We start from the raw sequence: 19,876 nt of genomic DNA, 5'->3' as shown, positions 1-19,876 counted from the left end.
ACGCTCTGCCCCCTTCTTGATCTCAGATCCCAACGTCGTCATTCCGGGATGCGCCGAAAGGCGCAGGCCCGGAATCCATTGCGCGGCAGAGTCGGTCGAAAAAGGGATTCCGGGCTCTCGCTTCGCGAGCCCCGGAATGACGGCTAAGCCACCAGCTCCGCGAACAAATCCGCATCGACATTGCCGCCGGAGAGCACGATGACGACGTTCTTGCCGGCGACGTCGAGACGTCCCGCAAGCAGCGCGGCAAGACCGACCGCGCCGCCGGGCTCGACCACGAGCTTCAGCTCGCGATAGGCGAACGCCACGGCCGCACCGACTTCCTTGTCCGACGCAGTGACGCCGCGCGCGAGCAGCCTGCTGTTGATCGCAAAGGTCATCTCGCCGGGGATCAGCGCCATCAGCGCATCGCAGATGGTGCGGCCCGCGGGCGCGTGCGGCTCACGATGGCCGGCGGTCAATGACAGGCCGTGGTCGTCGAAGGCTTCAGGCTCGGCCACCACGATTTCCGCGAGCGGATAACGCGCCTTGATCGCGGTCGCAACGCCCGCGATCAGGCCCCCGCCGGAGGCCGGCGCCACCACGATGTCGGGACTAAGACCGAGCGTTGCCATGTCTTCCGCGATCTCGCGACCCGCGGTGCCCTGCCCCGCGATCACGAAGGGATCGTCGTAAGGCCTGACCAGCGTCGCGCCGCGCTTCTCGGCGATACCGCGCGAGATGGCTTCGCGGTCGTCGCGGTCGCGGTCGTACAGCACGACCTCGGCGCCATAGGATTTGGTGCGCTCGCGCTTGGACAACGGGGCATCCGCAGGCATCACGATGGTCGCCTGCATATCGAGGATCTTGGCCGCCGCCGCCACGCCCTGGGCGTGGTTGCCGGAGGAGAACGCGACGACGCCGCCGGCGCGCTTCTCTTGCGGAATCGAGAACACCTTGTTGAAGGCGCCGCGGAACTTGAAGGAGCCGGTGCGCTGGAGCATCTCCGGCTTCAGGAACACCTTCGCACCGACGCGCTCGTTGAGCACGGGAAAGGACAACAGCGGAGTGCGGATGGCATAGGGTGCGATCACGCGCGCCGCGGCATCGATGTCGGCGGGGCCGATCGGGAGCAGCTGTTCGGTCATGGCGGAATGTTATCGCGGCCAATGAGGCCCGGGCAAGACACCTCCGCGAGAGGATTTTGAGCGGTCAGGCGACGAAGCGGGGCTGTTCCGCACCATTCCGGCCGGGCAGCACGGCTCCCACCGCCCTGATGCCGTCGACGAAAACCCTCGCCGAGGCTTCCCAGGTGTAATTGGCAGCGAACGCGACACAGTCCTGCCGGGAGACATCGAGCGCCGCGAAACAGGCGTTGCGCAGGTCGTGATCCAGGGCCCCGACCGGGGCATCGCCGATCACGTCGCGCGGGCCCTTCACCGGGAAGGCCGCAACCGGCAGGCCGCTTGCCAGCGCCTCCAGCAGGACCAGGCCGAACGTGTCGGTCTTGCTCGGAAACACGAAGACGTCAGCCGCAGCATAGATTTCCGCCAACGCCTCGCCATGCTTCTCGCCGAGGAAGATCGCATCGGGATAGGCCTCTTCCAAGGCCACGCGCGCCGGCCCGTCGCCGACGATCACCTTGGTGCCGGGCAGATCGAGCCCGAGAAAGGCCTCGAGATTCTTCTCCACCGCCACGCGCCCGACCGACAGGAACACCGGCGCCGGCAGGCAGAGGTCGATGGCGCGGGGATGGAACACATCGGTGTCGACCCCGCGGGGCCAAAGCACGACATTGTCGAAGCCGCGCTCCGTCAGTTCGCGGGCGAGCGCAGGCGTGGCTGCCATCACGGCGCGGCTGGCGCTGTGGAAACGGCGCAGCGCTCGCCAGATCAGCGAGCCCGGAACTGGCACGCGGGCGCGGACATATTCGGGAAAGCGGGTGTGGAAGCTGGTCGTGAACGGCAGCCTGCGCTGGCGGCAATAGCGGCGGACCATCAGGCCGATCGGCCCTTCCGTCGCGATGTGGATGCTGTCGGGCCGCGCTTCCTCGATCAGCTCCGCGATCCGCGCCGGGCGCGGCATCGCCAGCCGCACGTCGCGATAGCTCGGCATCGCAAAGGTGCGGAAGGATTGCGGCGTCAGGAACGCGAACTCGACGCCGAGGCTTTTGCCGGCGTCGGCGAGCTTGGTCAGCGTCCGAACCACACCGTTGACTTGCGGGTGCCAGGCGTCGGTCGCGACCAGGATGCGCATCAGGCTGCCCTTATCATGCGGCTCTTGCCGCGACCTGCGGCACGGCTGCCGGCTTCTGCAAATGATCCGCCCAGGTGATGATCTCGAAATGGCCGTCGTCGTGCTCGACCAGCGCGGTGCAGCTCTCGACCCAGTCGCCGCAGTTCATGTAGCGGATGCCGGCCTCGTCGCGGATCACGGCGTAGTGGATGTGGCCGCAGATCACGCCGTCGGCGTCGTGACGCCGCGCCTCTGCGGCCAGCGCCTGCTCGAACGCCCCGATATAGTTGACGGCGTTCTTGACCTTCTGCTTGGCCCATTGCGACAGCGACCAATAGCGCACGCCGAACAGGCGGCGGAAGAAGTTGACGAAGCGATTCATCTGGATCGCGAAGTCGTAGGCCTTGTCGCCCAGATGAGCGAGCCAGCGCGCGTTCTGCACCACGAGATCGAAGATGTCGCCGTGGATGACGAGATAACGCTTGCCGTCCGCGCCGGTGTGGACGGTGTTCTCGACCACGTCGATGCCGCCGAAATGCGTGCCGTAGTAATTGCGCAGGAACTCGTCGTGATTGCCGGGGATGTAGACGACCTTGGCGCCCTTGCGCGCCTTGCGCAGCAGCTTCTGGACGAGGTCATTGTGCGATTGCGGCCAGTGCCAGCTCGATTTCAGCGCCCAACCGTCGACGATGTCGCCGACGAGATAGATGGTATCGGCATCGTGGTAGCGCAGGAAGTCGAGCAGAAGATCGGCTTGAGAACCGCGGGCTCCGAGATGAACGTCGGAGATGAACAACGTGCGAAAGCGCCGCTCCGGGCTCTCGTCACTCACATCGTAACTTCCCATGCGCCAGCCTGTAACAATGTCCCGTGACAGGGGGATGACTGATTGAACCCTTGAGGCACCTTCAAATACGAATCACGCCTTGCCTCGCCCTCCCCGCGAATATCAGTCGCATGCGACAATCTGGCGACATGGCGCGGCAGGCGGGGTGCCCTTGAGCGCGGGCGGGGTCCTCAGGACGAGGACCGAATGCGCGGCAGCAGTTTCGATGGGCGCGGCGCTGCTAGCCTCATCCTGAGGAGACAGCGAAGCGGTCGTCTCGAAGGACGAGGCGTGCGCTCACGCGTTGCCCTGCGTCAGTAGAACTTGTGGAAATGATGGATCGGGCCGTGGCCGTGGCCGACGCTGAAGCGGTCGGCTGCGCCGATCGCGGCGCTGATCCAGGCCTTGGCGTTGCGCACCGCGCTTTCCAGATCTTCGCCCTTGGCAAGGCCCGCCGCGACCGCCGACGACAGCGAGCAGCCGGTGCCATGCGTGTTGCGGGTCGCAACGCGGGGCGCGGCGAGCGCGATCGTGGTGTCGGCATCGATGAGATAGTCGGTGCTCTCCGCGCCCTCGCCGTGCCCGCCCTTGATCAGGACCGCACGGGAGCCGAGCGCCAGCAGGCGTCGCCCCTGCTTTTCGATCTCAGCCTCGCTGGCCGCGATCGGCTCATCGAGCAGAGCCGCGGCCTCCGGCAGATTGGGCGTGATCACGGACGCCAGCGGCATCAGCCCGGTGCGCAGAGCGTCGACGGCTTCGGACGCGAGCAGGCGGTCCCCCGATGTCGCCACCATCACGGGGTCGAGCACCACATGCCGCGGCTTCCAGCGCGAAAGCGCCGCCGCGATCGCATCGATGCTGGCGACCTGGGCCACCATGCCGATCTTCACCGCACCGACCTCGAGATCGGCGAACACCGCGTCGATCTGCGCGGTGACGAAGTCGGCAGGCACGGCGTGAATGCCGGTGACGCCGCGCGTGTTCTGCGCCGTCAGTGCCGTGATGGCGGAAGCGCCATAGACACCGAGGGCGGCAAAGGTCTTCAGGTCGGCCTGGATGCCGGCGCCGCCGCTCGAATCGGAGCCGGCGATGGTGAGTGCGACCGGGGTCGTCATCGCCGGACACGTCTGCTGGATACGAACACCGCCATGGCCTGTCCTAGCGCGACCGCGGAGTACCGGCAAGCGCGCCGGGCCGCGGCCGACCGTGATTCGCGATATCGTGGCACGCACGCCGAATCAGGCGGATGTTGCGGGCCACGCCCCGCAATGGCGCGGGCTTGAAAATGCAACCGCGCCGGACCCTTGGTATAGTCGCGAACCTGCTTCGCCGATGAGTGAGACGTCAGGTGGTGGAACCATTCACCGATGCTGCGGGCCGGCCCGGCCCGCAGCTGCCTGGAACGGAATCTTGGGGTGGAACGATGTGGGCCTTTTTCGAACGTCTCCTCGACTCGTCCATGCTTTCGCCGCACGGCATCTGCCTGTTATGGGAGCCTCAGCTGATCTGGCTCCACGTCGTTGCCGACGCCTGCATTGCCGCCGCCTATTTCTCGATCCCGTTTGCCCTCGCGATTCTCGTCACCAAGCGGCGCGACCTCAAATTCGGCTGGGTCTACTGGGCATTCGCGGTCTTCATCATGGCCTGCGGCCTGACCCATGTGCTGTCGATTTACACGCTCTGGGTTCCGATCTACGGCATCGAGGGCATCGTCAAGGCGGCCACGGCGGTCGCGTCCGTCTTCACCGCCGCCGCGCTTTGGCCGCTGCTTCCGAAGATCCTGACAATTCCCTCTCCATTCGAACTGCGGCAAGTCCAGGCCGCGCTCGAGGAAGAGGAGATCAAGAGCCGGGACGCGACGCTTCTGCTGCAGCAGGTCAGCGATGCCCAACGCGCGATGCGCGACAGCGTGGCGCGACTCACCGCGATCGTCGAGACTGCAGTCGACGGCGTCATCCTTTTCGACGCGCAGGATCGCATCCTGCTGTTCAATCCGGCCTGCGAGCGCCTGTTCGGCTACTCTGCCGAGGAGGTGATGGGCTGGAACGTCAGCATGCTGATGCCCGAGGCGGACGCGTCGTCCGACAATGCCACGCGGCATTTCGCCACCGGCGGCGAATCTGTCGGCCTGCGCAAGGATGGATCGACCTTCCCGATGGACCTGTCGGTGGGTCAGGCGCAGCAGGACGGCGAATTGATCTTCGTCGGCATCGTCCACGACCTGACTGCGCGCAAGCTGACCGAGCAGCAGCTCCAGCAGGCGCAGAAGATGGAGACGGTCGGCCAGCTCTCCGGAGGCATCGCGCACGACTTCAACAATCTGCTCACCGTCATCATCGGCAATGCCGAGCACTTGAGCGAGCAGCTCAAGGCTCGGCCGGATCTGCGGCGCTTTGCCGACGACATCTGCCAGTCGGGCGAACGGGGCGCCGAGCTGACGCAGCGGCTGCTCGCATTCAGCCGCCGCCAGTTGCTGCAGCCTCAGCTGATCGATTGCCGCGGCCTGCTCGATTCCATGTTCAAGCTGCTCAAGCGCACCTTGCGCGAAGACATCGAGATCAGGACGAGCACCGGCCCCGGCACGATCGTGGCGTTTGCCGATCGCGCCCAGCTCGAATCCGCCGTGCTCAACCTCGCGCTCAACGCGCAGGACGCCATGCCGGCAGGAGGACATTTGACGCTGAGCACGGAGCTGACCGAGATCGACGACGACTATAGCGCCCTTCACCCCGAAGTCGCAGCCGGCGCTTACGCGTTGATCTCGGTCACCGACGACGGCGAAGGCATGACCCCTGACGTCATGGCACGCGCCTTCGAGCCGTTCTTCACCACCAAGGAAGTGGGCAAGGGCTCGGGTCTCGGCCTCAGCATGGTCTATGGCTTCGCCAAGCAATCGGGCGGCCACATCTCGATCTACAGCGAGATCGGCCTCGGGACCACGGTCCGAATCTATCTGCCGCGCGCGGACACCGGACAATCGCAGGCCGACCCGTCCGATGGCGAGGACGCGGCGCCGCGAGGATACGAGACGATCCTGATCGCCGAAGACGATCCGTTCGTCCGCTCCTCCGTCGTTCGCAGGGTGGAAGCTCTCGGATATCGTGTCGTTGCCGCAGTCAACGGCAAGGAGGCCTTGCAGCAGTTGCACACCGATCCCAGCATCGACATGCTGTTCACTGATATCGTGATGCCGGGCGGCATGAACGGCTGGGAGCTCTCCGATCAGGCGCGGCGGATTCGTCCCGGTCTGCCGGTCCTGTTCACCTCGGGCTACGCATTGGAGACCCTGGTGGAGCAGGGCCGCGCGCCCGCACAGGCGATCGTGCTGACCAAGCCCTATCGCAAGATCGAGCTCGCCCAGCGGCTCAGGGACGCGTTCGCCGCGGCGGCCATGACGCCCTGAACGCCCGAGCGGAATCTGGCGGCCGGCAAGTTCGCTTGCTAAATCATGCCGGTTTTGGCCTATTAGCCGCCAGATACGCTTTCGGAGTGCCCGCGATGGTTCCTTTTTTCGTCCAGATCAAATGCAAGCTCGGCCAGTCCTATACGGTCGCCAATGCGCTTGCCGAAGCCGAGATCGCGTCCGAGATCTACTCCACGGCCGGCCAATACGACCTCCTCGTGAAGTTCTACGTCGACAAGGATACCGACATCGGCCATTTCGTGAACGAGAAGGTGCAGGTGCTCCCGGGCATCCAGGACACCCTCACCATCATCACCTTCAAGGCGTTCGGCGCCAGCTGATCATGCGCCGAACGACGGCCGAAGCGCGTTGACGATCAATCCAAATCTCATCGCGCTTGAGGTTGTTGTTGACGCATGATCTTTCCGGAAAACCGCTTCGCACTTTTCCGGATCATGCTTTAGCCGCCTTCCTTGCGCTTGGGCGGTGTCGGTCCCTGCACTGGCGGCAGCGACTTCAGATACGCGGCCATCGCGGCGCGGTCTTCCGCGGTCAGTTGCGCCAGATTCTTGATCACCGGCCGCATCGCACCCGAAGCGCTGTCGCCCTCGGGCATGTCGCCGGTCTCGAGAAAATCCGCGATATCCTTCTCGCTCCAGCTGCCGATGCCCTGCTGCGTGATGTTAGGCACCCAGCCCTGCCCTTCCGGATTGGGACCACCGGCAAAGCGCTGGCCGGCGATGATTCCGCCGAGCGCATTGCGGGGGCTATGGCATTCGGCGCAATGGCCGAAAGCGTTCACCAGATAGGCGCCACGATTCCATTGCGGCGAGCGCGCGGCGTCGGCCACGAACGGCGCGGTGTCCATGAACAGCAACTTCCAGATGCCGACATTGCGGCGGATGTTGAACGGAAACGGCAGCGCGTGGTCGTGAACTCTGCCGGACACCGATGGAAGCGTCTTCAGGTAGGCAAAGAGATCGCGGACGTCGTCGGTGCTGGCGAGATGATAGGACGTGTAGGGAAATGCGGGGAAATAGTGCGTGCCCGCGGGCGAGATGCCGCGCATCACGGCGTTGACGAAATTGGCCTCGCTCCAGCGGCCGATTCCGTCGGCCGGATCGGGGGAAATGTTGGGGGCGTAGAACGTTCCGAACGGCGAACCCAGCGCCAGCCCGCCGCCGAGCCGCAGGCGATCGGGCTGATTGGGGGTGGCATGACAGGACGAGCAGCCGCCGGCGTTGAACAGTTCCTGCCCGTTGGCGAGATCGGGGCTACGGGTCGGCGCCGGCAAGGCCAGCGCGGCCGGGGCGGTCGCCCACCAATAGAGGGCGAACGCCGCGGCAGCGGCGATCAGGGCGGCAAGAAGCGTTCGTCGCAGCATTCGATCATTCCATCGTGAAAGCGCGAACTTAAGGGTCATGCCACGCCCGATCCAACCACGAATATTTTAGGCGGTCCGGCTGTAATGCCGGAATAAACCGCATGCCGCACTGTTTGAAGAGCAATCAGGCCTCAACAGGGAGAGACCCATGACCAAAGCCTTTTTTGCCACACTGGCACTTGGAGCTGCCGTTGCGTTCGCCGTCCCGGCCAGCGCGGAGAAACTGAAGGCAACGCTCGACGGCAAGTCCGAGGTGCCGGCAACGACCACTAGCGCCACCGGAACCGCCGATCTGGACTATGACGCCGCCAGCAAGAAGTTGTCCTGGACCGTCACCTATTCAGGACTGTCCGGCCCCGCCACGGCCGCGCATTTCCATGGGCCCGCCGAAGCCGGCAAGAACGCCGGCGTTGCCGTCCCCATCCCCAACGCGGCTTCGAGCCCCGTCAAGGGCGAAGCGACGCTCACCGACGCGCAAGCCGCAGATCTGCTCGGCGGCAAGCTCTACATCAACATCCACACCGCGGCCAATCCGGGCGGCGAGATCCGCGGTCAGGTCATGAAGTAGGCCTCAACGCTGCTGCGTCGCGCGAAGGCCGGACGCCGGAGGGGTGTCCGGCCTTTTCGATTCCGACGGTGTCCTAAGCCGCATTCAGCGCCTGCGTGAGATCGGCGATCAGGTCCGACGGGTTCTCGATGCCGATCGACAGACGGATCGTGGAATCGAGCACGCCGATCTTCCGGCGGATGTCGGCGGGAACGCCGGAATGGGTCATGGTTGCAGGCAGGCTCGCAAGCGACTCGGTGCCACCGAGACTCACCGCCAGCTTGAGGATCTGCAGCGCGTTGAGAAATTTGACGGCTGCCTCCTTGCCGCCGACGATGTCGAACGAAAAGGTGGATCCCGCCCCCAGGCACTGCCGCGCGAATGCAAGCCCGGCCGGCGACGACGCCTCGTGATGACCGAGATAGTGGACCTTGGCGACCTTGGGATGATCGCGCAAGAAGTCCGCAACGAGGCGCGCATTGCCGTTGGCCTTCTCCATGCGCAGGCTCAGTGTCTCGAGGGAGCGATTGATCATCCAGCAGGAATGCGGATCGAGCTGGGTGCCGATGGCGCCGCGCAGCGCCTTGATGCCCTTCATGATCGCCTTCGAACCGAGCGCGGCACCCGCGATCAGATCGGAATGACCGCCGACATATTTCGTCAGCGAATACAGCGAAATATCAGCGCCGTGCTCGATCGGCCGCTGAAACACCGGCCCGAGCAGCGTGTTGTCGCAGGCGATGATCGGTGTGTTGCCTTGCGCCTTTCCGATGGAATCGGCGACACGGCGGATCATGGCGATGTCGACCAGGCCATTGGTCGGATTGGCCGGAGTCTCGATCAGGATCATCGATACACGGCCTTTGGCCATGGCCTCTTCCGCGGCCTGCTTGACCGCCGCCTCGTCGATCCCGTCGGCGAAGCCGACGGCGCCGATCGACAGACGCGCCAGCGTGTTCGTCAGCAGCGTTTCCGTCCCGCCATAGAGCGGCTGGGAGTGCAGGATGACGTCGCCGGGGCGGACGAAGGCGAGGATGGTGGTCGCGATGGCCGCCATGCCCGATGAGAACAGCGCGCAGCTCTCGGTACGCTCGTAGATCGAAAGCCTGTCCTCGACGATCTCGCTGTTGGGATGATTGAAGCGCGAATAGACCAGGCCCGCGCCCATCCCTTCCGGCGGCTCGCGCCGGCCGGCGACGAAATCGAAGAAGTCCTGTCCGTCATCAGCCGTCTTGAACACGAAGGTGGAGGTCAGGAACACCGGCGGCTTGATGGCGCCTTCGGACAATTGCGGGTCATAGCCATAGGTCAGCATCAGGGTTTCCGGATGCAGCATATGGTTGCCGATGTGGGTCTTCGACGGGAACGGTTTTACCATGGCCTGCCTCGCTGTTCTTCAGGTGCTCGCCGGGCGTTGGAACTCATGGTGTCATGACGCAGTCAGGCGCGAGATACGCCTGTATCCAACAGCTCACGTTGATGCCGCAGCGGCTGGCATTGAAGATAACCGCTCTCAAGGCGATCCGTCAGGCCTTGCGACCAGAATTTCCTGATGCTGAGCCACGATGCAAAGAGGGCGGCTGCTCTCGCAACCGCCCTCTCTTGCTCGTAGCTCGAATGGCGCGAAACGCAATCCGGGACGGCCATCAGCCGGGATAGACCCGGGATTTCGCTCCGCCGACGGACACTGTGCCCAGCTATTTCAACTTCACGCGATAGGTTTCGTGGCAATCGTTGCAGCGATCGTTGATCGTGGTATAGGCCGCTTTCAAGCTCGCAACGTCGGTAATCTTGCCTTTGACGTCGGCAATGGCTTTCTGCACTGGCGGAATCTTGGAGTCGAAATCGGCCTTGTTTTGCCAGACCTTTTGCGAGCTGCCGTAGGTCGCGTTCACCACGTCCTGCTTGGGATTGATCTCGAAGGTCTTGGCGATCTTGGCAACATCGGCCTCGATACCGGCGATGGCCTCATCGACCGCCTTCTTGTCGAAGGGGATATCGCCCTTGGTCATCTTCTGGATGACGCCATACTGATTCTTGGCGATCGATCGCATCAGATTGTCCTGCTGGACGGCAATCTCCTGTTGCGCCATTACGGCGCCCGCGCCCAACACTAGGACGCCCGCGACAATCATCGTCCGTTTCATTGGTTCGTTTCTCCGGCTCTCGATACGGTCAGGGAATGAGACTTCACGGGCTTCGGGAGAAGCCTGGACCCATCATGGGTAGAACCCCGCGCGGCGCTTTTATTTCCCGTGCGCGCGGGGAACTTGGCCTAGAGGCTGTGACGGCGATGGTGTTCGTTGATGGCGATCCACACCCGCTCCGGGGTTGCCGGCATGTCGATGTGGTCGATCTTGTATTCGCGCCAGAGCGCGTCGACGATGGCGTTGACGACGGCCGGACAGGAGCCGATCGCGCCGGCCTCGCCCGCCCCCTTCACGCCCATTGGATTGGTCTTGCAGGGGACGTTGGCGGTCTCGAACACGAAGGCCGGCCCGTCCGCCGCCCGCGGCAGCGCATAGTCCATGAAGGTCGCGGTGATCAACTGGCCGTCGCTGGGGCCATAGACCGCCTGCTCCATCAGCGCCTGGCCGATGCCCTGCATGGCGCCGCCATGCACCTGGCCGGCCAAGAGCAGCGGATTGAGCGTCTTGCCGAAATCATCGACGATCACATAGTTGACGATCTTGATGATGCCGGTGGCCGGGTCGATCTCGACCTCCGCGACATGCGTGCCGTTGGGATAGGTACCGTCGGCACTGGCGAAGGTCGCGCTGGCATTCAGCTTGGACGGATCGGCGCCCGGCCGCTTGGCGAGATCAGCGAACGAGATCGAACGGTCGGTACCGGCGATCCGCACCACCCCTTCCGAGATCTCGAGGTCCCCGGCGCTGGCCTCCAGCGCCTGTGCCGCGACCTCCTTGAGCTTTTGCCCGAGCTCGCGCGTGGCCCGCTCGACGCTGACGCCGCCTGACGGGATCGAGGCCGAGCCGCCCGTGCCGAGGCCGGTGGCGATCATATCGGTGTCACCCTGGTGGATGTGCACGCGCTCTGGCGCAACGCCGAACTGCTCGGCGACGATCTGCGCATAGGCGGTCTGGTGACCCTGCCCGCTGGATTGCGTGCCGATCAGGACGGTGATGTCGCCGTTGGGGTCCATCCGCACATTGGCGGTCTCCTCGCCCATGGTGCCGCACACCTCGACATAGCTGGCAAGACCAATCCCGCGGATCAGGCCGCCCTTCTTGGCCATCTTGGCGCGCTTTGGAAACTCCTTCCAATCGGCGATTTCCATCGCGCGCTTCAGATGCGCGGCGAAGTCGCCGGAGTCGTAGACCTTGCCGGTCGCGGTCTTGTAAGGCAGCGCCTTCGGCGGGATGAAGTTCTTGCGGCGGACGGCGTCCGGCGTCATGTCGAGCTTTCGCGCACAGGCATCGACGAGGCGCTCGATGACATAGGCCGCCTCGGGGCGGCCCGCGCCGCGGTAGGCGTCGACCGGCACGCTGTTGGTGAAGATGGTGCGTACCCGGCAGTGGAAGGCCTGGATGTCGTAGAGGCCCGGCAGCATGCCGGCGCCGCCATGTGGGATGTAGGGCCCGAAGGTCGACAGATAGGCGCCCATGTCGCCCATCAGGTCGCAATCCATGGCGAGGAATTTGCCGTCTTCCGTCAGCGCCATCTTCGCGGTGGTGACGTTGTCACGGCCCTGCGCGTCGCCCATGAAATGCTCGGTGCGGTCGGCGGCCCATTTCACCGTTTTCTTGAGCTTCTTGGCAGCGACCGCCATCAGGGCATATTCGCGATACGGGAACAGCTTCGTGCCGAAGCCGCCGCCGACGTCGGGGCAGATCACCCGCATCTTGTCGGTGGGGATGTTGAGCACATTCTGGCAGAGGATGTCGCGCAGGCGATGGCTGCCCTGGCTCCCAATCGTCAGCGTCAGATGGTCGCGCTTGGCATCGTACTCGCACACCGCCGCGCGCGTCTCCATGAAGTTCGCGACCACGCGCGGATTGACGATCGAGATCTCGGCGACCGTATGCGCCTTGGCGAAGGCGGCTTCCGTCGCGGCCTTGTCGCCGATCGAGACATCGAACAGCACATTGCCGGCCTTGTCCGGCCACACCTGCGGCGCGCCCTTCTTCACCGCATTGACGACGCCGGTCACCGCGGGGAGCGGGCTCCATTTGACGTCGATCGCCTCGATCGCGTCACGGGCCTGGTCGATCGTCTCGGCAACGACGAAGGCAACGGCGTCGCCGACATGACGCACTTCGCCCGCAGCCAGGATCGGGTAAGGCGGGCCGGTGAACGGATCGGTCTCGAGATTGAACAGGCACGGCAGATTGCCGAGCTCCTTCACGTCGTCGGCGGTCAGGATCAGCGCCACGCCGGGCAGGCCGCGGGCGCGGCTCGCATCGATGGTGTACTTGGCATGCGCATGCGGCGAGCGCAGCATGAGGCAGCGGAGCGCGGCCTGCGGCGCATAATCGTCGGTATAGCGGCCCTTGCCGCGGATGAGCGCGTCATCCTCCTTGCGCAGCACGCTTTGGCCAACGCCGAACTTGATGGGAGCCGCCATTTTATCTTCCCGTTCTCATGGTTGTTTTGTGGGCATATTGCCGTGGAAAAACTGGCAAGGCAAACGGGTTTAGGCGGGCTTGGTCGCGAGGATTTAGCCCGGGCCTGCCCTATCAAAGCGGGATAGGACAAAAAGGCCGCAGCTCGGTCATTTCCCTGTGAAGATCGAATAATTCTGCACCGCAGCGCATTCCTGCGGACAAGCAACAGGATCGACCGCCGCTTGTTCGCAAAGCGCATATCTGCGTCTGCCAGGATCATCTACATCCCACTGTGGTTCAACAAAGACCTCGCGCGATCTCTCACCGCATCGATAGCGCGCCCAGGTGCGAGATAGTCGACCTCGTCGCGCGTCAGGCCGATATCCCTCAGGTCCCTGTCGCTCAGGCCCTGCAAGATCACCCGTGAACTCCGATACCATCCCCGAAACGCGCGCCAGTATTGCTTGAGCAGGACGAGGACGCTTTGCGCCGGTTCGGCCGCTGCCGGTACGTCCTCCCTTCGCGACACGTCGCTGCGCGGCGTTGCAACGGATGCGTTTAGGCGCGCCGCAGCCGTTAAGACCTCGTCCATGGCTTCCTTTGCCAACGCGATCGAGCGGTCGAGGCGGAGCACGGCGGCATCGCGCTCGGCCTCGGATGTGATGGTCGTCAATTGGGGCGGCATCGCACGCTCCTGCTGTTGTGCCGGCAGGGAAGCGTGGCCACAAAAAAGGCCCCGTCCGATGCCGGCGGGGCCTGGTGGAAGAGATGTCGTCGAAATCCTAGCGCACGACTCCTCCCACGGCCCGGCAAGAGCGGGTCACGTGACGACGGTCGAGTTTGCGCGACTTGATCATGCGTCGCTCGTAGCACGGCGGGCGCGAAAAAACAATAGACACGCCGGTGCGAGACGACGCTATGGGGGTTGGTTCAAGATAAACCGATACTCCGTTTCGCAAACAGCATGGACTTCCTAACTCACTCCCTTCGGGCCGCCTTCAACATTCGCTCGACAATGCCGTCGAACTCCGACTTGGCAATTGGATCGGTCGCGGCCATTTCGTCGTAGGAAGTGACATACGCCTTCCACCATCCGTGCCGACCTCCGGATTCGTGCAACACCCGCGCTGCTGCCTCAACTTGCGTCAATGACGGACGCCATACAAACAAGGAAATCAGATAAACAGCGTTGAGGATCAGCATCGCTTCAATGATAATGAGCATTTGCCTAGCTCCGAAAAGTATCATCTCACGGCCCATTAGCAGCGCGCCGAATGCCGAAAAGCAGATCAGGACAAGGCGTACAATCTTGATGATCATAGACCCGACACTCCTACTCATCCTCTGAAGGGCCAGTTGCGACACAACGTTGTGTATCGCATCCAGCCGAGGACGTTATGTAATGCACCTAACCGCGCACCAATGCGACTAGCCAACTCCGGCCGAACAACGCGAGAATAGCGACTGCGTAAATGATCGTGCCGCCGACAGCGAGCAGCACCAACATCAGCTCATCGTGGAAGTGCATCGAACCCAGCCAAACGCCGCCAAAGCGCGCGATCAGCCAGAAGGCGGTGGCCAGGACGAGGCCGATCAGCAGGAACTTGGCGATCGACAACAGCCAAGCGCGGTCCAGCACGAGAAAGCCCCGGCGCACGGCGAAGTACAGCACCAGCAGCAGATTGGTCCAGACGCCGACGGCTGTCGCGAGCGCGAGGCCGATCTGGGCCAGCGATCCCATCAAGGCGACCTTCAGCGCAACGTTGACGGCGATGCCGGTCAGCGAGGCCCGCACCGGCGTTGCGGTGTCCTTGCGGGCATAGAAGGTCGCCACTGCGCTGCGGATCAGCACGAAGGGAATCAGGCCGATGGCGTACGCCGCGAGCGTGCTGCCTGCGGCGACCGCGTCGGCCTTGGAGAACGCGCCGCGGGCGAACAGCGCCCGCATGATCTCGTCGGGCACGGTCAGGAAGGCGGCCACGAACGGGATCGAGAACAGCAGCGTGAAATCGAACGCGCGGCGCTGCGCCTTCATCGCGCCGTCGAGGTCGTTGGCGGTGATGCGCCGCGACATCTCCGGCAGCAGCACGGTGCCGATGGCGATGCCGATGACGCCGATCGGCAGCTGGTTGAGGCGATCGGCATAATAGAGCGCCGACAGCGCGCCTGCGGGGAGGAAGGTCGCGATGATGGTGTCGGCGAACAGCGCGACCTGCGTCCCCATCGAGCCCAGTGTCGCCGGGCCCAGCGCTTTGAAGAAGCCGCGGACGTCCTCGTCGAGCTTGAGCGGCGCAAAGCGCGGCAGGCCGCCATGGCGGGCGAGATCGCCGGCGAGCAGGAAATATTGCAGGAAACCGGAGATCAGGACGCCCCAGGCCGCGGCGTGGCCGGCCGTCGGAAACCAGACGGCGACCGCCAGCGTCATCATCATCGCGACGTTGAGGAAGATCGAGGCGGCCGCGGCGCTGGCAAAGCGCTGCATCACGTTGAGCATGCCGCCATAGAGCGTCACCAGCGTGATCAAGAGCAGATAGGGAAAGGTGATCCGGGTCAGCTCGATCGCGAGCTTGCGCTGCTCGGCATCTTCACCGAAGCCCGGCGCCAGAATGCTCATGGCCTGCGGCATGAACAGCCAGGCGACGATCAACAGCAGGACTTGCGAGGCCAGCAGCAGCGTGAAGATGCGGTCGGCGAACAGTTTTGCCGCCGCCTCGCCCTTCTCGCCATGAACATGGGCATAGGCCGGCACCCAGGCGGCGTTGAAGGCGCCCTCGGCGAAGATCGCGCGGAAATGATTGGGCAGCCGCAGCGCCACGAAAAAGGCGTCGGCCACCGGGCCGGCGCCGAGGATCGCCGCGAGCATGATGTCGCGGGCAAAGCCCGTCAGCCGCGAGAGCAGCGTATATCCGCCAACCGTGAAGATGCGTCCGAGCATGCGTCTGTTTTAGAGCATGGCGCGATTAGGTCTAGGTGCTAGCGGCCGGGAAGGTGCGCTGCCTCCCCGCTTGCGTGGGAAGGTTGGGGAGAGGGTGTCTCGGCAACGAGACGAAAGTACCCTCACCCGGCGCTACGCGCCGACCTCTCCCGCAAGCGGGAGAGGTGTCCCAGAGACAGCAGGGCAACGAAGCCGCGGAATCAGCCCGCCAGCGCGCCGCGGACGGCGGCGATCACGCGCTCCTGGTCGGCTTCGGTCAGATAGGCGTGCATCGGCAGGCTGATGACGTCCTGCGACAGGCTCTCGCAAGCAGACAGGCCGCCGTCGGCGACCGGGTACTGCTTGTAGGCGGTCTGCTGATGCATCGACTTGCCGTAATAGATCGCGGTCGGCACGCCCTGGGCTTTCAGCGCGGCAGCGAAACCGTCGCGGTCGGTGCCTTTGGGAAGACGGATCGTGTACTGCGCCCAGACCGAGGTGTTGCCCGGCGCCAGACGCGGCACGGTGACGACGTTGGACAGGCCACGCGCGTAGCGCTCCGCAACCCGGTTGCGGGCGGCGATCTCGTCGTCGAAAATCTTCAGCTTCTCGATCAGGACGGCAGCCTGCATGGTGTCGAGCCGGCCGGTCAGGCCGAGGCGGACGTTGTCGTATTTGTCGACGCCCTGCCCGTGCACGCGGATGCTGCGCAGTGTCGTCGCGAGTTCGTCGTCATTGGTGAAGATCGCGCCGCCGTCGCCGAAGCAGCCGAGCGGTTTTGCCGGGAAGAAGCTGGTCGCGGTGGCAAGGCCGAAGGTGCCGAGCTTGCGGCCCTTGTAGCTCGCGCCGAACCCTTGCGCGGCGTCGTCGAGCACGAACAGGCCTTCGGCCCCGGCAATCTCGGCAATGGCGTCGTGGTCGGCGGGCTGGCCGAACAGATCGACCGGAATGACCGCGACCGGCTTCAGCCCCGCCTTCCGCGCAGTCGCGATGCCGCGCTTCAGCGACTCCGGGCTCATGTTGAAGGTCGTCTCGTCGACGTCGACATAAACAGGCGTCGCGCCGGTCCGCGCCACCGGCGAGGCCGTTGCGATGAAGGTGAAGGACGGACACAGCACGGCATCACCGGGCCCGACATTCTTCGCCATCATCACCATCAGAATCGCATCGGTGCCGCTGGCGCAACCGATCACATGCTTGGCACCGCTGTAGCCCGCAAGCTGCTTCTCGAGCTCGGCGACTTCAGGGCCATTGACGAACTGGCAATGGTCGAGAACGCGCTTGACCGCGGCATCGAGCGAGGCGCCGAGCCGGCGGCGCTGCGAGCCGACATCGATGAAGGGAATGGGTTCGGAACGCAGATGCTGGTTCATGGTCTGGTTCTTGGCGCCTTCTTGCATGGTCGACATGAAAGGGGTTCAGCCGGCGACGCGGCGCGGACCCTTGCGGGCGGACGAGGTGGCCGCGGGCTGCGACGGCGTTTCGAGGCACTGCGTCGCGATCTCGAGGCTGGCGACGCCTTCGTCGCCGGTGACCGCCGGCGTCTCGCCGTGACGCACGGCCCTGAGGAACGCGATCAGCTCGGCGCGGAGCGGCTCGTCATGGCCGACCGGCAGATGCCGCATCGAATAGCTGCCGTCCTGCTTGAAGCCGAAGCACTCGGTGACCTGGCGCGTGAGCAGATCGCCCATCACATATTTGCCCCGGGTCGCAACCGTGACGCTGCGCGCCTTGAAGGGGGTCAGCCAATTGGTGTTGATGTGCGCGAGCACACCGTTGGCGGTGCGGAACTGCAGGAGCGCGATGTCCTCACGCTCGGCGACCGCGCTCGATAGCTGCGGCTGCACCTCGACGATGTCGGATTCGGTGAACCAGCGGATCAGATCGATGTCGTGCACGGCGAGGTCGATGACGACGCCGACATTGGACATGCGCGGCGGGAACGGGCCGACGCGCGTGATCGCGATGGAGAGAATATCCTCGCCCGCGATCGCCTGCTTGACGGCGGCGACCGCCGGATTGAAGCGCTCGACATGGCCGACCATCAGCGTCACGCCGGCCTTTTGCGCGGCGGCGACGATCTCGCGGCCCTCTGCGACCGTGGACGCAATCGGCTTCTCGACCAGGACGTGAATGTTCTTGGCGATGCAGGCGAGCGCGACCTCGTGATGCAGATGGGTCGGAGCTGCGATGGTGACCGCGTCGACGCCTTCGGCGAGGAGCTGGTCGAGCGTCTCGAAGCTTTCGCAATTGGCAAGTTCCGTGGCGCGCGCGCGGTGCGCAGGCGAAGGATCAACCACGCCGACGAGACTGACGCCAGGCAGACCGCTAAGCACGCGCGCATGGTTGCTGCCCATCACGCCGGCGCCAATGACGCCGACGCGCAGGCCGGCCTTTGCCGGTGCAGATCCTTTGGAACTCATTTGAGCAAACCCCGATTCAACGCAAATCCCCGGCGCGCTTCTAGCACGGACGCCACATTTGTGGCGAATGCCGCCCAAGCGGCCCGGACACGATTTGATTCAAAAAGTTACACGTTCCCCGGGCCTTAGGGCGAAAAATACCGCCTGTTTGGCCCGGGTCGCGTGATTCGGAGCTTGCTGGTTACGACCTTTGATAGTCGTCTTCAATCCGGATGATGTCGTCTTCCCCCAGATAGCTTCCGGTCTGGACCTCGATCAGTTCCAGCATGATTTTACCGGGGTTCTCCATCCGGTGCACGGCGCCCATCGGGATGTAGATCGACTCGTTCTCGTGCACGGTCTTCACGGTCTCGTTGACGGTAACGCGGGCCGCGCCGCGCACCACGATCCAGTGCTCGGCACGATGATGGTGCTTCTGCAGCGACAACCGCCCGCCCGGCTTCACCACGATGCGCTTGACCTGGTGGCGCTCGCCATTGTCGACGGATTGATAGCTGCCCCAGGGCCGATGCACCTTCAGATGCTCCTCGGTGACCTTCGGCGCGACCGCCTTCAGCTTGGTGACGAGGCGCTTCAGTCCGTTGGCATCCTTCTGGCGCGAGACCAGAACCGCATCCGCGGTTGCGACCACGACGAGATCGTCGACGCCTTCGAGCGCGACCAGCGCGCGGTCGGTGGTGACGTTGCAGTTGCGCGAATCCTCGAACACCGCGGCGCCATGCGCCGCGTTGCCCTGCGCGTCCTTGTCCGAAAGCTCCCACACCGCGTGCCAGGAGCCGACATCCGACCAGCCGCACGACACCGGAACGACGGCCGCGCGCGAGGTCTTCTCCATCACCGCATAGTCGATCGAGATCGCCTTGGCCGAGCCGAACGCCTCGGGCTCCAGCGTGACGAAGCCGAGATCGCGGCCGGCATTATTGACCGCATTGGTGACCGCCTCGACGCTTGCCGCATCGACCTTGCGGTATTCGTCGAGCAGCACGCTGGCCGGGAACATGAAGTTGCCGCTGTTCCAGAGATAGCCCGAATTGACGTAGTCGGATGCCTTCACCGCGTCCGGCTTCTCGACGAAGCGCGCGACCGCATGCACCTCGCCGGCGATCACCTCGCCCGGATTGATGTAGCCGTATTCGGTCGCCGGCCGCTCCGGCTTGACGCCGAAGGTGACGATGCGCCCTGTGCTCGCGGCCGCAAGACCCTCGCGGCAGGCGGCGACGAAAGCGCCGGTGTCCTGCACGACGTGATCGGCTGCGAGCGCGAGCACGATGGCATCAACGGCGCGGTTCTGCGCGAACACCGCGCCGGCCGCGATCGCAGGGCCTGAATCACGCCGCATCGGCTCGAGGATCACGTCGGCCTCGATGCCGATCTCGGCGAGTTGCTCCAGCACCATGAAGCGATAGGACGCATTGGTGATGACGATCGGCCGGTCGAACAGGGAGGAATCGGAGACGCGCAGCAGCGTGTCCTGGAAGGTGGAGCGCGTGCCGAACAGCGGCAGGAACTGCTTGGGCCGCACCTCGCGCGAAGCCGGCCAAAGCCGCGTGCCGGCACCGCCGCACATGATCAGGGGGATTATGCGTTTGTCCATCGTCAT

17 protein-coding genes are annotated in these 19,876 nt (G+C 64.5%); 3 read left to right on the top strand and 14 right to left on the bottom strand.

Features of this window, described 5'->3' with window-relative positions; genetic code table 11:
• Positions 1 to 143: 143 nt before the first annotated feature.
• The 4 genes from RX330_RS13515 to thiD all read right to left on the bottom strand — a co-directional run bounded on the left by RX330_RS13515 (position 144) and on the right by thiD (position 4,155).
• Positions 144 to 1,127, bottom strand: coding sequence for a threonine/serine dehydratase (locus RX330_RS13515; RefSeq protein WP_317243313.1), 984 nt, complete (start codon positions 1,125 to 1,127; stop codon positions 144 to 146).
• Between the two features lie 64 nt (positions 1,128 to 1,191).
• Positions 1,192 to 2,235, bottom strand: a complete 1,044-nt coding sequence (locus RX330_RS13510) for a glycosyltransferase family 4 protein (protein ID WP_317243312.1) — start codon at positions 2,233 to 2,235, stop codon at positions 1,192 to 1,194.
• A 13-nt stretch (positions 2,236 to 2,248) separates the two neighbouring features.
• Positions 2,249 to 3,061, bottom strand: coding sequence for a UDP-2,3-diacylglucosamine diphosphatase (locus RX330_RS13505; protein ID WP_212091505.1), 813 nt, complete (start codon positions 3,059 to 3,061; stop codon positions 2,249 to 2,251).
• Positions 3,062 to 3,354: 293 nt separating this feature from the next.
• Positions 3,355 to 4,155, bottom strand: coding sequence for a bifunctional hydroxymethylpyrimidine kinase/phosphomethylpyrimidine kinase (thiD, locus tag RX330_RS13500; protein WP_317243311.1), 801 nt, complete (start codon positions 4,153 to 4,155; stop codon positions 3,355 to 3,357).
• Positions 4,156 to 4,499: 344 nt separating this feature from the next.
• Between thiD and RX330_RS13495 the strand changes: the two genes are divergently transcribed.
• Positions 4,500 to 6,443 (top strand): PAS domain S-box protein, encoded by a 1,944-nt coding sequence (locus RX330_RS13495; RefSeq protein WP_317243310.1) that lies wholly within the window; start codon positions 4,500 to 4,502, stop codon positions 6,441 to 6,443.
• 95 nt (positions 6,444 to 6,538) lie between these two features.
• The gene (locus RX330_RS13490; protein ID WP_018317369.1) at positions 6,539 to 6,784 is read left to right on the top strand and encodes an Lrp/AsnC ligand binding domain-containing protein; all 246 of its coding nucleotides are present in this window, start codon (positions 6,539 to 6,541) and stop codon (positions 6,782 to 6,784) included.
• A gap of 119 nt (positions 6,785 to 6,903) precedes the next feature.
• Here the strand turns inward: RX330_RS13490 and RX330_RS13485 are convergent, their stop codons facing one another.
• Positions 6,904 to 7,827 (bottom strand): c-type cytochrome, encoded by a 924-nt coding sequence (locus RX330_RS13485; protein WP_317243309.1) that lies wholly within the window; start codon positions 7,825 to 7,827, stop codon positions 6,904 to 6,906.
• Between the two features lie 148 nt (positions 7,828 to 7,975).
• On the opposite strand from RX330_RS13485, the gene RX330_RS13480 reads away from it, so the two are divergent.
• Complete coding sequence (locus tag RX330_RS13480) at positions 7,976 to 8,395, top strand: CHRD domain-containing protein (protein ID WP_317243308.1); 420 nt, start codon at positions 7,976 to 7,978, stop codon at positions 8,393 to 8,395.
• Positions 8,396 to 8,468: 73 nt separating this feature from the next.
• On the opposite strand, the gene RX330_RS13475 is transcribed toward RX330_RS13480, so the two are convergent.
• The 9 genes from RX330_RS13475 to RX330_RS13435 form a co-directional block, all read right to left on the bottom strand.
• On the bottom strand, positions 8,469 to 9,752 hold the full coding sequence (locus RX330_RS13475) for a cystathionine gamma-synthase family protein (RefSeq protein WP_212091490.1): 1,284 nt from the start codon (positions 9,750 to 9,752) through the stop codon (positions 8,469 to 8,471).
• Between the two features lie 319 nt (positions 9,753 to 10,071).
• On the bottom strand, positions 10,072 to 10,521 hold the full coding sequence (locus RX330_RS13470; protein WP_317243307.1) for a cytochrome c: 450 nt from the start codon (positions 10,519 to 10,521) through the stop codon (positions 10,072 to 10,074).
• 128 nt (positions 10,522 to 10,649) lie between these two features.
• A complete protein-coding gene (locus tag RX330_RS13465; protein ID WP_317243306.1) occupies positions 10,650 to 12,959 on the bottom strand; it encodes a xanthine dehydrogenase family protein molybdopterin-binding subunit in 2,310 nt (769 codons plus the stop codon).
• A gap of 260 nt (positions 12,960 to 13,219) precedes the next feature.
• Positions 13,220 to 13,624 (bottom strand): DUF1127 domain-containing protein, encoded by a 405-nt coding sequence (locus RX330_RS13460; RefSeq protein WP_317243305.1) that lies wholly within the window; start codon positions 13,622 to 13,624, stop codon positions 13,220 to 13,222.
• A gap of 293 nt (positions 13,625 to 13,917) precedes the next feature.
• Positions 13,918 to 14,259 (bottom strand): hypothetical protein, encoded by a 342-nt coding sequence (locus tag RX330_RS13455; protein WP_249153614.1) that lies wholly within the window; start codon positions 14,257 to 14,259, stop codon positions 13,918 to 13,920.
• Positions 14,260 to 14,347: 88 nt separating this feature from the next.
• Entirely contained in the window at positions 14,348 to 15,874 is a 1,527-nt protein-coding gene (gene murJ / locus RX330_RS13450; protein ID WP_317243304.1) for a murein biosynthesis integral membrane protein MurJ, read from the bottom strand.
• A 200-nt stretch (positions 15,875 to 16,074) separates the two neighbouring features.
• Entirely contained in the window at positions 16,075 to 17,262 is a 1,188-nt protein-coding gene (locus RX330_RS13445) for a DegT/DnrJ/EryC1/StrS family aminotransferase (RefSeq protein WP_317243303.1), read from the bottom strand.
• A gap of 9 nt (positions 17,263 to 17,271) precedes the next feature.
• A complete protein-coding gene (locus tag RX330_RS13440; protein ID WP_212091475.1) occupies positions 17,272 to 18,276 on the bottom strand; it encodes a Gfo/Idh/MocA family protein in 1,005 nt (334 codons plus the stop codon).
• Positions 18,277 to 18,457: 181 nt separating this feature from the next.
• Positions 18,458 to 19,870: a mannose-1-phosphate guanylyltransferase/mannose-6-phosphate isomerase gene (locus tag RX330_RS13435; RefSeq protein ID WP_317243302.1), complete on the bottom strand. Its 1,413-nt coding sequence runs from the start codon at positions 19,868 to 19,870 to the stop codon at positions 18,458 to 18,460.
• Positions 19,871 to 19,876: the final 6 nt, after the last annotated feature.

It is taken from the genome of Bradyrhizobium sp. NDS-1 (genome assembly GCF_032918005.1).
In the GTDB taxonomy this organism is placed as follows: Bacteria; Pseudomonadota; Alphaproteobacteria; order Rhizobiales; family Xanthobacteraceae; genus Bradyrhizobium; species Bradyrhizobium tunisiense.
This window is presented reverse-complemented; position numbering and strand designations above follow the sequence as displayed.